Here is a 13,292-nt window from a genome sequence, read left to right on the forward strand (position 1 = left end):
TTAAGTAAATACAAATTAACCAGAAGCCTTGCGTGTAGGGAAAATCCGGTTAATACGGTAGGGGAAATTACCGCACGTCCGGTTTTCTCGCCGTGGGGACTACGAGAAAAGGTTATTAAGCCCGATGAAGGCAGCATCCAAGTTTCTAAGCGCCGCGTCCGCGGTGACCCTGTCCGCGGCCATGGTCGTGCCAGGCGCGCTCGCAGTGCAGTTCGTTGCCACATCGGCGGCTGAAGCCGCTGTCGTCAGCAGAGTCGAAGTGAGCGGCAATCAGCGTATCGACGCTGAGACCATCCGCAATTACATCACCATCAAGCCGGGCAAGGCTTTCTCCAGTTCCGATATCGACGGTGCGGTCAAGGCGCTCTTCGGCACAGGCCTGTTTTCGGACGTGCAGATCAACCAGGTCGGCTCGACGCTGGTGGTCAAGGTTGCCGAGTACCAGGTTGTCAACCAGGTGCTGTTCCAGAACAACAAGAAGCTCAAGGACAATGCGCTTGCGGCGGCCGTGCAGCTGAAGCCGCGCGGAACGTTCTCGCAGGCGACGCTCGATGCCGACGTGGAATCGGTCAAGGCTGCATACAGGCGCATTGGTCGCGACGATGTGACCGTGACCACGCAGGTCATGCAGCTTGGCGACAATCGCGTAAATGTTGTCTTCAACATCGCTGAAGGCGATCGCACGCAGATCGCGGCGATCAATTTCGTCGGCAATAGCGCCTATTCCAGCCGCCGCCTGTCGGATATCATCAACACCAAGCGTTCGTCCTGGGTTTCCTTCATCCTGCGCGACGACGTCTATGACGACGACAAGCTGCGCGCCGACCAGGAGCTGCTGCGTCGCTTTTACTACAATCATGGGTATGCCGACTTCCAGGTCGTGTCCGCTGTCGGTGAACTCGACAGTGCGACGAACAAGTACACGGTCACCATCACCGTCCAGGAAGGCGACCGCTACACGTTCGGTGACGTCAGCGTCGAGAGCTCGATCCCTGAAGTCGACGGCAAGTCGCTGGAATCGGTGATCGAGACCCACAAGGGTGACGTCTACAACGCCAAGAACGTAGAGGATTCCATCATCGCGCTGACCGAGAAGGTGGCCGGTTCCGGCTATGCCTTCGCGCAGGTCACGCCGCGCGGCGACCGCAATTTCGAGAACCACACCATTTCGGTTGTCTATACGATCGACCAGGGCACCAAGGCCTATATCGAACGCATCGAGATCCGCGGCAACGATCGCACGCGTGACTATGTCATTCGCCGTGAGTTCGACGTCAGCGAAGGCGATGCCTTCAACCAGGTGCTCATCCAGCGCGCGAAGAAGCGTTTGGAAAACTTGAATTACTTTGAGAAAGTCGACATCTCGACCGTGCCGGGCTCGCAGCCTGACCAGGTCGTTCTGGTGGTCGATGTGGTCGAGAAATCGACCGGCGAGTTCTCGGTAGGCGCTGGTTATTCGACCGGTGGCGACACGGCCGGTCCGTCGGTCGAAGGCTCGGTGACCGAGCGCAACTTCCTCGGTCGTGGCCAGTTCATCAAGCTGTCGGCGGGCGGCGGCAAGAATTCACGCGACTACAGCCTGTCCTTCACCGAGCCTTATTTCCTCGGACGGCGCATCGCTGCCGGTTTCGACATCTTCAAGCAGACCAGGGAATACGACAACTACGAAAGCGACACTGTGGGCGCGACGGTGCGCTTCGGTCTGCCGATCACCGACAGCATCTCGACCCAGTTGGCGTACAACATCTCGCAAGAAAAGTATAAGCTGGAAGACGATTGCGTGACCGGCGGCGTTTACGATCCGGCGAAGTGTGACGTTTCCACGGCTATCCTGGATGGCATCGAACAAAGCCCTTGGATCAAGTCGTCGGTCAGCCTCGGGCTGGTCTACAACACCATCGACGATATGAAGAGCCCGCACGAGGGTATCTACGCCACCACGACGGTAGAAGTCGCAGGCCTCGGCGGTGATGCCAAGTTCGTGAAGGTCACGGGGCGCGGCAGCATCTACCAGACGTTGTCGGAGCAGTACGACCTAGTCGGGCTCATTTCAGGTGGCGCTGGCCATGTTGAAGGATACGGCAGCGATGGTCTGCGGATCTTCGATCAATTCCAGAGCACCGATCGCATGATCCGTGGCTTTGCCTATGGCGGCATCGGTCCTGTCGATATTGCTACGGGCGACCATCTCGGCGGCACGACCTATTTCAATGCGTCCGCAGAAGCTCAGTTTCCGTTGCCGGTCGTACCGGAAAGCTTCGGCTTGCGTGGCGCTGTCTTCGCGGATGCGGCAACGCTCTATGGAAGCAAGGTCGACACCGCTGGCGTCACCCAGGACTCGGTCGGCATGAAGTTGCGTGCCTCGGTCGGCCTCGGCCTGATGTGGGCGTCGCCGTTCGGTCCGATCCGTATCGACTATGCGATCCCGGTCAAGAAGGAAGCGCGCGACGACGTGCAGGAATTCAACTTCGGCATATCGACCCGCTTCTGATCGGCGGCCAACGATGCTCCCGGGTCTTCAGGGTCCGGGAGAAATGTTCCGACCTAGCTGGATATAGCTTCTGGAATGACCGATCCGGTGTTCTTCGCGCCATCACGCCGGTATACGGCGGGCGAAGTCGCGAATCTGACCGGCTCGGTGCTCGTCGATTCCGGCCACTCAGATATTTCGATCGAAGCACTCGCGCCAGCCAGCGAGGGCGGCGAGAATGCGCTCGTCTTTGTCGACGGCAAGCGCAATTCCGCGCTGATGCCGTCGCTGCGGGCAGCCGCGGTCCTGTGCCCGGCGGAATTTGCCGGCAAGGCGCCGGCCGGCGTTGCCGTTCTGGTTCATCCGCGTCCGCAACAGGCCTTCGCGTTTGTCGGGCGTCTGCTGTTTCCGAGGGCGGCGACACCAGGGCCGATGACCAGTGAAACCGGCGTCTCGCCGCACGCTCATGTCGATGCGACCGCGCATGTCGAAGCCGGTGCCGTCATCGAGGCCGGCGCGGTCATCGGGCCAGGCGCTTCGATCGGCAGCGGTACCGTCATCGCCCCAAATGCGGTCATCGGACAATCCTGCCAGATCGGCCGCGACGGCTATGTCGGTCCAGGCGCGAGCGTCCAGTATGCCTTGATCGGCAATCGCGTCATCATTCATGGCGGTGCCAGGATAGGCCAAGATGGTTTTGGGTTCGTCGGCGGGGCCAAGGGGCCCGAGCGCGTGCCGCAGATCGGTCGTGTCGTTATCCAGGACGACGTCGAGATCGGCTCCAACACCACCGTCGATCGCGGCGCCATGTCCGATACGGTCATCGGCCAGGGCACCAAGATCGACAATCTCGTGCAGATCGCCCATAACGTCCGCATCGGCCGCAATTGCATAATAGCCGGGCTTTCGGGTATTTCGGGTTCTGTGATCGTGGGTGACAATGTCACCATGGGCGGCGGCGTCGGGCTTGCGGATCACCTGACCATAGGGACAGGGGCCAAGCTTGCCGCCAGAAGTGGATTTATGAGCAATGTCCCTGCAGGCGAGATCTGGGGCGGCTATCCGGCACAGCCGATGGCGGAAGCCATGCGGGAGATAGCCATGCTGCGCAAGCTCGCCAGGACCCGCAAACAGGGCGAGGGAGGCAATGGCTGACATGATCGCGTCGACGACGCTGGAAGCGGTCGACATCATGGGGCTGATGAAGCTCCTGCCGCACCGCTATCCGTTCCTGATGATCGATCGTATCGTCGACATCGATGGCGACGAATCCGCCATCGGCATCAAGAACGTGACCATAAACGAGCCGCATTTTCAGGGCCATTTCCCTGAGCAGCCGGTCATGCCGGGTGTGCTCATCGTCGAGGCGATGGCGCAGACGGCCGGCGCCATCTGTATCCGCAGCCTGGGCACCGAAAAGCCGTCGCTGGTCTATTTCCTGACCATCGACAACGCCAAATTCCGCAAACCGGTCGTTCCCGGCGACCAGTTGAAGATCTATGTCAAGAAAATCAAGAAACGCGGCAACCTGCTCAAATTCGCTTGTGAAGCCATGGTCGACGGCGCCAAGGCGGCCGAGGCCGAGATTTCAGCCATGATGGTCACCAGCGACTGACGATCGAGTGCTTATGAAAATCAGAACATCCATTCATGCTTCCTCCATTGTCGAGGAAGGCGCCCAAATCGGCCAAGGCGCGCGCATCGGGCCGTTCTGCCATGTCGGGGCCGATGTGGTGATCGGCGACGACGTCGAACTGGTCAGTCATGTCTCGGTGATGGGCGCGACGTCGATCGGCGCCTCGACCAAGGTCTACCCGATGGCGACATTGGGCGCGCCGCCGCAAAACACCAAGCACAAGGGCGGCCGAACCACCTTGGTCATCGGCAGGAACTGCACGATCCGCGAAGGCGTGACCATGCATCTCGGTACCGATTCCAGCCGCGGCGAGACCACGGTCGGCGACAATGGCAATTTCCTTGCCTACGCCCATATCGCCCATGATTGCGTCGTCGGCAACAATGCGACGTTCGCCAATGGCGCAACGCTGGGCGGCCACTGCGAGGTCGGTAACAATGTCTATATCGGCGGCCTGACCGCAGTGCATCAGTTCGTCCGCATCGGCGACAACGCCTTTCTGGGCGGTTGCTCCGCGATCGTCGGCGATGTCATCCCCTTTGCCATCGCGGTCGGTAACCGCGCCAGCCTGCGCGGTCTCAACATCATCGGCCTCAAGCGCTCCGGTCTGCCGAGGTCCGAAATCCTTGTGCTGCGCAAGGCTTACAGGATGATCTTCGATCGTTCCCGCACCGTTGGCGAGAACATCGAATTCGCCAAGGCGGAGTTCGTGTCGTCGCCGACCGCCATGAAGATCATCGATTTCATTACCAGTCGCGGCAAGCGGCACTATGCTGTGCCGTCGCTCAAGGGCGGCGATGGCGACGATGTCGATGACGAAGACTGAGACAGCGGCAGCGCGTCTTGATCTTCCGCCGGGCTCCAGGGTCGGCATCATTGCCGGCGGCGGCAGTCTGCCGGTCGAAGTCGCGGCCGGTTCGGCTGAACAAGGTTATCCGCCCTTCGTCATCCTGATGGAAGGCGAAGTCGACCGCATCGCGGAACTCTCCCGATACGATCACGAAAACCTCGCTCTGGAAGGTATAGGCTCGCTCGTCCCATTGCTGCGGCGGCACCGGATCACCCATCTGGTGCTTGCAGGCGAGATCAAGCGCCGGCCGCGATTGCTTGCGCTGCGCCCCAGTCTCAGCCTGCTCGCGGTGATTCCTTTGGTCGTCATGGCGCTCGCGCGTGGCGATGATGGTCTTCTAAAGATCTTGGCACGGGGCCTCGAAGCGCGTGGAATAAAGGTCGTTGGCGCCCACGAAGTAGTGCCGAATCTTGTCGCCGCCGAAGGCGTGCTGACCAAGGCCGAACCGCGAAAATTGGACTGGCGTGATATTGAGGCGGGCCTTGCGGCAGCAAAGGCCATCGGGGCGCTGGATGTCGGCCAGGCGGCGATCGCGGTTGGCGGCCGGGCAATCGCGCTGGAAGGCATCGAAGGAACAGCCGGCCTGCTTGATCGTGCGAAGCTGCTGCGCGGCCACGGCCGTATTGCGGGCAAGACCCGCGGCGTCCTCGTCAAGTGCGCCAAGCCTGGTCAGGAACTGCGCGCCGATCTTCCATCCATCGGTCCGCAGACGGTCGAGGCAGCGCACGCGGCCGGGCTCGCCGGCATTGCCGTCGAGGCGGGACGCTCGCTGATCCTCGAAGGTCCTGGAACCATCGCACGCGCCAATGCACTCGGCCTGTTCGTCCTTGGCCTGCCTGTCGCCACGGAGCCGCGCAATGGCTGACAGGGCATTGAAGATCGCGATCGTTGCCGGAGAGGAGTCCGGCGACCTGCTCGGCGCCGACATAGTACGCTCGCTCAGGCAGGCGGCCGGGCGCGAGGTGCAACTCGTCGGCCTCGGCGGCCGTCATTTGCAGGCGCTGGGACTGGTCTCGCCATTCGATGCCGGTGAGATCGCCCTCATGGGGTTCAGTGCCGTCCTGCGCGACCTGCCGCGCCTGATACGGCGGATCAGCCAACTGGCCAAGACCGTTGCCGACGAAAAGCCGGACTGCCTTGTCACCATCGACAGTCCGGACTTTTCGTTGCGCGTCGCCAAAAAGGTGCGTGCGGCCAACCCGTCGATTCCAATCATCCACTATGTCTGCCCGAGCGTATGGGCGTGGCGGCCGGGCAGGGCGGTGGCGATGAAGCCCTATGTCGACCACATCCTCTGCATCCTGCCTTTCGAGGTCAAGGAGCTCGATCGGCTCGGCGGGCCGCCGGGCACTTATGTCGGGCATCGCCTGACCCACGATGCGGGCTTGCTGGCCGCAGCCAAGGCGCAGGAGCTGCCGCGCGACCTTTCTCCTGATCGCGTCAAGACCCTGCTCGTCCTGCCCGGTTCGCGGCGTGGCGAGGTACGGCGGCTGCTCGACCCGTTCGGCGAGACGGTGTCGATTCTGCGTGCGCGTGGCCACCGCCTACGGCTGCTGCTGCCGACCGTTCCGCATGTCGCCGACCTCGTCAAATCCTCCGTCAACCGCTGGGATGAAAAGCCTGAGATCATCGTCGATCCCCAACGCAAATGGCAGGCTTTCGGCAAAGCCGATGCGGCGCTGATCGCGTCCGGGACGGTATCGCTGGAACTGGCGCTGGCCGGCGTGCCGATGATTTCCTGCTACAGGCTCGACCCGGTCGCGCGCGTCTTGGCGCCGTACCTCGTTTCCGTCTGGTCGGCGCTGCTGCCCAATCTGATATCGGATCGAGCGCTTATTCCGGAATTCTACGACGGCTACATCAAGCCGAACAATCTGGCCCGGCAATTGGAAGCCCTGTTCGCCGACAGCGGCATGCGCGCCTGGCAGAAGAATGGATTTGCAGAGATCACGCGGCGCATGGCGACGGATAGACCGTCCGGCGAGATCGCCGCGCAGGTGGTGATGCGGTATATCAAGAGAGGGAATAGTCAGTAGGGAGTAGGGAAGTTGACCGTGCCTACTGCCTACTGCCCAATCCCCAATCCCCAATCCCTACTCCCAATTCACCGCTTGGCGATCGGCACGTAGTCACGCTCGGGTGCGCCGGTATAGAGCTGACGCGGGCGGCCGATCTTCTGGCGCGGATCCTCGATCATCTCTTTCCACTGGGCGATCCAGCCGACGGTGCGGGCGACCGCGAACAGCACGGTGAACATGGTGGTGGGAAAGCCCAGCGCCTTCAGCGTGATGCCGGAATAGAAGTCGACATTCGGGTAGAGCTTCTTCTCGATGAAATAGGAATCGGTCAGCGCGATCTTTTCCAGCTCCATGGCGATGTCGAGCAGCGGATCGTCCTTGATGCCGAGCTCGCCCAGAACCTCATGTGCCGTCTTCTGCATGATCTTGGCGCGCGGATCGTAGTTCTTGTAGACGCGGTGGCCAAAGCCCATCAAGCGGAACGGGTCGTCCTTGTCCTTGGCGCGGGCGATGAATTCGGGGATATGATCGACATGGCCGATCTCGCCAAGCATGTTGAGCGCCGCTTCATTGGCGCCGCCATGCGCCGGTCCCCACAGGCAGGCTATACCGGCGGCGATGCACGCAAACGGGTTGGCGCCCGACGAGCCGGCGAGACGAACGGTCGAGGTCGAGGCGTTCTGCTCGTGGTCGGCGTGCAAAATGAAGATGCGCTCCATGGCGCGCGCCAGCACCGGGTTGATCTTGTATTCCTCGCACGGCACGGCAAAGCACATGTGCAGGAAGTTGGCGGCGAAGTTGAGCTCGTTCTTCGGGTAAATGAACGGCTGGCCGATGTGGTATTTGTAGGCCATCGCCGCGATCGTCGGCATCTTGGCGATCAGCCGCATGGAGGCAACCATGCGCTGGTAGGGGTCGGAGATGTCGGTGGAGTCGTGGTAGAAGGCCGACAGCGCGCCGACCACGCCGCACATCACCGCCATCGGATGCGCGTCGCGGCGGAAGCCGGTGAAAAAGCGCGACATCTGCTCATGCACCATGGTGTGGCGCGTCACGCGATAGTCGAAGTCGTCCTTCTGCGCCTTGGTCGGCAATTCACCGTAGAGCAGGAGATAGCAGACCTCGAGGAAATCGCCATGTTCGGCCAACTGGTCGATCGGATAGCCGCGGTGCAGGAGGATGCCGGCGTCGCCGTCGATGAAGGTGATTTCGGACTCGCAGCTTGCCGTCGAGGTGAAGCCGGGATCGTAAGTGAAGGCGCCGGTGGTTGAGTAGAGCGAGGCGATATCGATGACATCAGGCCCGACCGAACCACTTCGCACCTTGAATTCATGGGTCTTGCCGGCGAATGCAAGCGTTGCCGTGGCCTCCTGGGTCTTGCCGCCCAAATCCATTTTTTTCGCAGCTTCGGTCATTGCAAACTCCTTCTTGTTTCCTCATGCCGGCAAAGGCAAAATTCTGCAGAGCGACACGTCGAAAATCACCGCAATGCGCGTATTCGCCACCGCATCTCAGGAGGTGCGTGCCAGATTGGGCCAAGGCCTAATGTTGCACTGCGAAACCCGCCTTTCAATGCCAATCTTCTTGGGCCAGTTTGCTCCTAATCGATTTGATCTGAGATGCGCGCCAGGCTTTCCTCGCGGCCGAGCACGGCGAGCACATCGAACACGCCCGGCGAGGTGCTTTTGCCGGTCAACGCAGCGCGCAAAGGCTGGGCCACCGCGCCGAGCTTGTGACTGCCGGCCGCTGCCACCTCGCGGATCGCCGCCTCCGCCGAGGCGGCTGTCCAGTCACCCGCAAGCCCGTTCAAAGCTTCGTGAGCACTGCGCAGGATCTTGCGGGCATCGTCGGTAAGCAGAAGGGCCGCCTTGTCGTCGATCGGCAGGGGGCGCGTGGCGAACAGGAAGGCCGCGCCATCGACGAGCTCGACCAGTGTCTTGGCGCGCTCCTTCAGGCCCGGAAGCGCTGCCAGCAACTGCGCCTTGGTGCTGTCGTTCAGGCGCGCGGCGATCGCCGGGCCACCTTCGAGATAGGGCAGGGTGGCGATGAAGATGTCGAACAGTTCGGCATCGCTCATGCGGCGCATATGCGCGCCGTTGATCGCCTCCAGCTTGGCGAAGTCGAAGCGCGCCGCGCCCTTGTTGACATCGCCGATGTCGAACCACGAGATCATATCCTTGATCGACATGATCTCGTCGTCGCCATGGCTCCAGCCAAGGCGCGCCAGGTAGTTGAGCAGCGCCTCCGGCAGGTAGCCCATGGCGCGATAGGCCTCGACGCCAAGCGCGCCGTGCCGCTTCGACAGCTTGGCGCCATCGGCGCCGTGGATCAGGGGGATATGCGACATGGACGGCACGTCCCAGCCCATGGCGTTGTAGATCACGGTCTGGCGAGCGGCATTGGTCAGATGATCGTCGCCGCGAATGATATGGGTGACGCCCATATCATGATCATCGACGACGACGGCATGCATGTAAGTGGGATTGCCGTCAGAACGCAGGATGATGAAGTCATCGAGATCCTTGTTGGGAAAGCGCACCTCGCCCTGGACACGGTCATGGACGATGGTCTCGCCTTCGGTCGGCGCCTTGATGCGGATGGCGCCCTTGACGCCTGCGGGCGCCTCAGAGGGGTCGCGGTCGCGCCAGCGGCCGTCATAGCGGGGCGGCAGCCCCTTGGCTCTGGCAGCCTCGCGCATGGCCTCCAGTTCGGCTGGCGTGGCATAGCAATAATAGGCCATGCCCATGCGCACGAGCTCCTCGGCCACCTCGCGGTGGCGCGGCGCACGCTCGAACTGTGACACCGGCTCGCCGTCCCAGCTCAGGCCAAGCCAGGAAAGCCCGTCGAGGATGGCAGCCGTCGCGGCTTCATTGGAGCGTTCACGGTCGGTGTCTTCGATGCGCAGCAGCATCGTGCCGCCAGTGTGCTTTGCATACAGCCAGTTGAACAGCGCCGTGCGCGCGCCGCCTATGTGCAGATAGCCGGTGGGCGAGGGGGCAAAACGGGTGACGACCTTGTCGGACATGGAACTCTCGGAAACCATCTGAAGCGGGTGCGGTTGCGCGGACTTTCGCGCGCCCGGCGTTCATGTAGCATAGGGTGTCGAGGGCGCAAGGGGCAGACCCGATGGCTGGACGAGGCTGGGGCTCGGATCAGGGCGAGGACGCTGCCATCGGCGTCAGCGAACGGTCCCTCTTTGCGCCTCTGCCATTGCCGTCGCCCCTCCTGCCGGATCCCGGCCAAGCGCCGTTACAAGCGGATGTCGCCGCCTCTGTTCCTGTTGCCGAAACCGGCAGGATCGTTCGCGTGCGCCGGCAAATCAGCCTGACATCACTGCCTCGCCTGCGCCACAGCGTGAACACGGCGGCGAGCCTGGAACTCGACCGGGGCGTGGCCTTCCTGCTGGTGCCGGTCTGCCTGGCGATCGGAGCGATCGGCTATTTTTCGCTGACGGCTGAACCCGACTTTGCGAGACCTGTCGCGGTTGTCATTCTGACGGGGATCTGTGCGCTGGTCTCGCGCTCATGGCCAAAGACCCATCTGTGTTTCATGGCGGCACTTTTGTGCGCCCTAGGACTGCTTGCTGCCAAGGTCGAGACGTGGCGTGCGGGCACACAAATGTTGGGCTCGGAAATTTCGACGCAAGTCACCGGCCGCGTCGTCTCGCTCGACCGGATGGAAACCGGCCGTATCCGGCTGACCATCGACGTGACATCGACCGCAAGACCGAAACTGCGCTATGCGCCGGAACGGGTGCGGCTTTCGGCACGCAAGATCCCGGCTGACGTGACCGCCGGCTCCCTCATCACCGGATATGCCAAGCTCTTGCCGCCGACCGGGCCGGTGCGGCCGGACAGCTATGACTTCTCCTTCGACAGCTACTTTGCCGGCATCGGTGGCAGCGGGTTCTTTCTCGGCAATCCAAAGCTTGTCGTCAACGATGACGGCGACATGCCGCTGCCGGCCCGAATTTCCTCTAGCGTGGAAAATGCCCGTGAAGGCATCGCCGACCATATCAGGGCGAGCGTCGGCGGCGCCGAAGGCGAGATCGCCGCGGCGCTGATCGTCGGCGTGCGCGCCGGCATTCCCGATGACATCAATGAGGCGATGCGACGTACCGGCATCTACCACATCATCTCCATTTCGGGACTGCACATGGCTCTGGTCGCAGGCACCATCATGGGTTTGCTGCGCGGCGCCTTCGCCTTGTTTCCCGACTTTTCCGCGCGTCGCCCGGTCAAGAAGTATGCCGCCGCCGCCGCACTGTTCTCGATCGCGGCCTATCTCATCATCTCGGGAGTCGTCGTTGCCGCCGAGCGCAGCTTCATCATGCTGGCGGTGATGCTGATTGCCGTGCTGTTCGATCGAGCAGCACTCACCATGCGCAATCTGGCGATCTCGGCGATCGCCGTCATCGTGGTGTCGCCGCATGAGGTGGTCGGCCCGAGTTTTCAGATGTCGTTCGCCGCGACCGCGGCTCTGGTCGGCGCCTATGCCGGCTGGGCGGATCACCGCGCGGGAAAAGCAAGACCGCCGCCGCCAAAGCGATCCGTGCCCGGTTTCCTGACGCGAAAATTCCTGCTGGCGGCAACCGGCCTTGCCATGACCTCGATCATCGCGGGAAGCGCGACGACGCTGTTTGCCATCTGGCATTTTCAGCGTGTCTCGCCGCTCAGCCTGTTTGCCAATCTCGCGGTAATGCCGATCGTCACCGTCGTCATGTTCCTGGCCGTCGCCAGCGCGCTGTTGATGCCTTTCGGATTGGATTGGCCGGCTCTCTACCTGATGGGTAAGGGTCTGACGATGATGATCGCCATATCAAGCTGGATCTCCGAGCGTTCGCCTGTCGATGGGGTCGGGCTGATTTCGCAGCAGTCGGTCCTGTTGGTGGCAATTGCCCTGGTCATCGCGACGATGGCGACAACTTGGCTGCGGCTCGCTGCTCTGCCATTCGCGCTGGCAGGCTTGCTGACCGTCTCGGATACGCGCACGCCGGATGTGCTGATCTCGGAAGACGCCCGGCTGGTGGCGTTGCCGATCGGTGGCGGTGAGCTTGCCGTCAGCCGGGAACGGCCGAACGAATTCACCGTCGACAACTGGAAACGCGCCCTGACATCAGAAACCATCGTCGTTCCGGAGGTGTTCGACAACAGCGACGGGCAATTCGACGTCGCGGATGCCGTTGAGCTACCGCCGGGATCGCCGTTCTATTGCTCCTCAGACGTTTGCGTGGCCAGGCACATGTCCGGTGCGATCATTGCCTATGTCGAGGACCGCAAGGACACCTGGAAAGCCTGCGGCTTCGCCGAGCTGATCGTCATCAATGACGCCACCGCGTATGACGCCTGTCACAATCCGCTGGTTCTCGTCATCACCAAGCGGCAACTGGCTCGCAAAGGCAGTGCCGCGGTCTTCTTCGATCGCCAATCGGCGACCACGCCGGCGACGATCAGCTTCGCGGTGGACAGCCCATATCGGCCCTGGCACACGCAACGCAAATACTCTCGTGAGGCGAGGGGGCTGGCACCCTTTAAGAAACCGGAGAAGCCAGCGGCCAACCCACAGCCGCCTCAGTAGCGGCGGATCAGGCCGACGAGCTTGCCTTGCACCTTGACCCTGTCCGGGCCGAAAATACGGGTTTCATAGGCCGGATTGGCGGCTTCGAGAGCAATCGAAGCGCCCTTGCGGCGGAACCGCTTCAGCGTCGCTTCCTCTTCATCGACCAGCGCCACGATGATCTCGCCGGGGCTCGCCGTGTCGGCATTGCGGATGATGACGGTGTCGCCGTCGAAGATACCGGCCTCGATCATCGAGTCGCCCTTGACCTCCAGCGCATAGTGGGCGCCGCCCATGATCATGTCCGGCGGCACCGAGATCGAATGCGTCTGATGCTGGATGGCATCGATCGGCACACCGGCGGCGATACGGCCCATGACCGGGATCGACACGGCGGAGACCGCATCGTCATCATTGCCGGGCGAGGGCATCCGCGAAGGCGCCGGCTTGATCTGCCGGCCAAGGGCGCCACCCTGACCGAGACTGCCCTGGATGACGCTTGGCGAAAACTTCTTTGCCGCGTTGAGACCGGGCGCGATCGAGTCCGGCAATCGCAGCACTTCCAGCGCGCGTGCCCGGTTGGGCAACCGGCGAATAAAGCCGCGCTCCTCAAGTGCGGTGATCAGCCGATGAATCCCGGATTTGGAGGCAAGGTCAAGCGCCTCCTTCATCTCGTCGAAGGATGGCGGAATGCCGCTCTCCTTCAGGCGTTCATGGATGAACATCAGCAGTTCATGTTGCTTGCGCGTCAGCATGGCGGCC

General features: G+C 62.2%; 10 protein-coding genes. 7 read left to right on the forward strand and 3 right to left on the reverse strand.

Annotated features, from left to right (window positions below; genetic code table 11):
• Positions 1-124 precede the first annotated feature (124 nt).
• The 6 genes from bamA (at position 125) to lpxB (ending at position 6,992) form a co-directional block, all read left to right on the forward strand.
• On the forward strand, positions 125-2,491 hold the full coding sequence (gene bamA / locus NKJ37_RS15485; RefSeq protein WP_352442395.1) for an outer membrane protein assembly factor BamA: 2,367 nt from the start codon (positions 125-127) through the stop codon (positions 2,489-2,491).
• Between the two features lie 75 nt (positions 2,492-2,566).
• Positions 2,567-3,625: a UDP-3-O-(3-hydroxymyristoyl)glucosamine N-acyltransferase gene (gene lpxD, locus NKJ37_RS15490; RefSeq protein WP_352442396.1), complete on the forward strand. Its 1,059-nt coding sequence runs from the start codon at positions 2,567-2,569 to the stop codon at positions 3,623-3,625.
• A complete protein-coding gene (fabZ, locus tag NKJ37_RS15495) occupies positions 3,618-4,085 on the forward strand; it encodes a 3-hydroxyacyl-ACP dehydratase FabZ (RefSeq protein WP_013531753.1) in 468 nt (155 codons plus the stop codon). The genes lpxD and fabZ overlap by 8 nt, the downstream gene beginning before the upstream one ends.
• A gap of 13 nt (positions 4,086-4,098) precedes the next feature.
• Positions 4,099-4,932, forward strand: a complete 834-nt coding sequence (gene lpxA, locus NKJ37_RS15500; RefSeq protein ID WP_352442397.1) for an acyl-ACP--UDP-N-acetylglucosamine O-acyltransferase — start codon at positions 4,099-4,101, stop codon at positions 4,930-4,932.
• Positions 4,904-5,821: an LpxI family protein gene (locus NKJ37_RS15505; protein WP_352442398.1), complete on the forward strand. Its 918-nt coding sequence runs from the start codon at positions 4,904-4,906 to the stop codon at positions 5,819-5,821. Before lpxA ends, NKJ37_RS15505 begins: the two co-directional genes overlap by 29 nt.
• On the forward strand, positions 5,814-6,992 hold the full coding sequence (gene lpxB, locus NKJ37_RS15510; protein WP_128303625.1) for a lipid-A-disaccharide synthase: 1,179 nt from the start codon (positions 5,814-5,816) through the stop codon (positions 6,990-6,992). Before NKJ37_RS15505 ends, lpxB begins: the two co-directional genes overlap by 8 nt.
• A gap of 68 nt (positions 6,993-7,060) precedes the next feature.
• On the opposite strand, the gene gltA is transcribed toward lpxB, so the two are convergent.
• Together gltA and gltX are read right to left on the reverse strand one after the other, a co-directional pair.
• Complete coding sequence (gene gltA / locus NKJ37_RS15515; protein ID WP_027036654.1) at positions 7,061-8,389, reverse strand: citrate synthase; 1,329 nt, start codon at positions 8,387-8,389, stop codon at positions 7,061-7,063.
• Between the two features lie 185 nt (positions 8,390-8,574).
• Positions 8,575-9,999 (reverse strand): glutamate--tRNA ligase, encoded by a 1,425-nt coding sequence (gltX, locus tag NKJ37_RS15520; protein WP_023812921.1) that lies wholly within the window; start codon positions 9,997-9,999, stop codon positions 8,575-8,577.
• A gap of 101 nt (positions 10,000-10,100) precedes the next feature.
• On the opposite strand from gltX, the gene NKJ37_RS15525 reads away from it, so the two are divergent.
• The gene (locus NKJ37_RS15525; protein WP_352774249.1) at positions 10,101-12,551 is read left to right on the forward strand and encodes a ComEC/Rec2 family competence protein; all 2,451 of its coding nucleotides are present in this window, start codon (positions 10,101-10,103) and stop codon (positions 12,549-12,551) included.
• On the opposite strand, the gene lexA is transcribed toward NKJ37_RS15525, so the two are convergent.
• Positions 12,545-13,285 carry a transcriptional repressor LexA gene (gene lexA / locus NKJ37_RS15530; RefSeq protein WP_013531746.1) on the reverse strand — a complete coding sequence of 247 codons (741 nt, stop codon included), beginning with the start codon at positions 13,283-13,285 and terminating at the stop codon, positions 12,545-12,547. The genes NKJ37_RS15525 and lexA overlap by 7 nt on opposite strands.
• Positions 13,286-13,292 lie beyond the last annotated feature (7 nt).

This window comes from Mesorhizobium sp. M0140 (assembly GCF_040322475.1).
Lineage (GTDB): Bacteria > Pseudomonadota > Alphaproteobacteria > Rhizobiales > Rhizobiaceae > Mesorhizobium.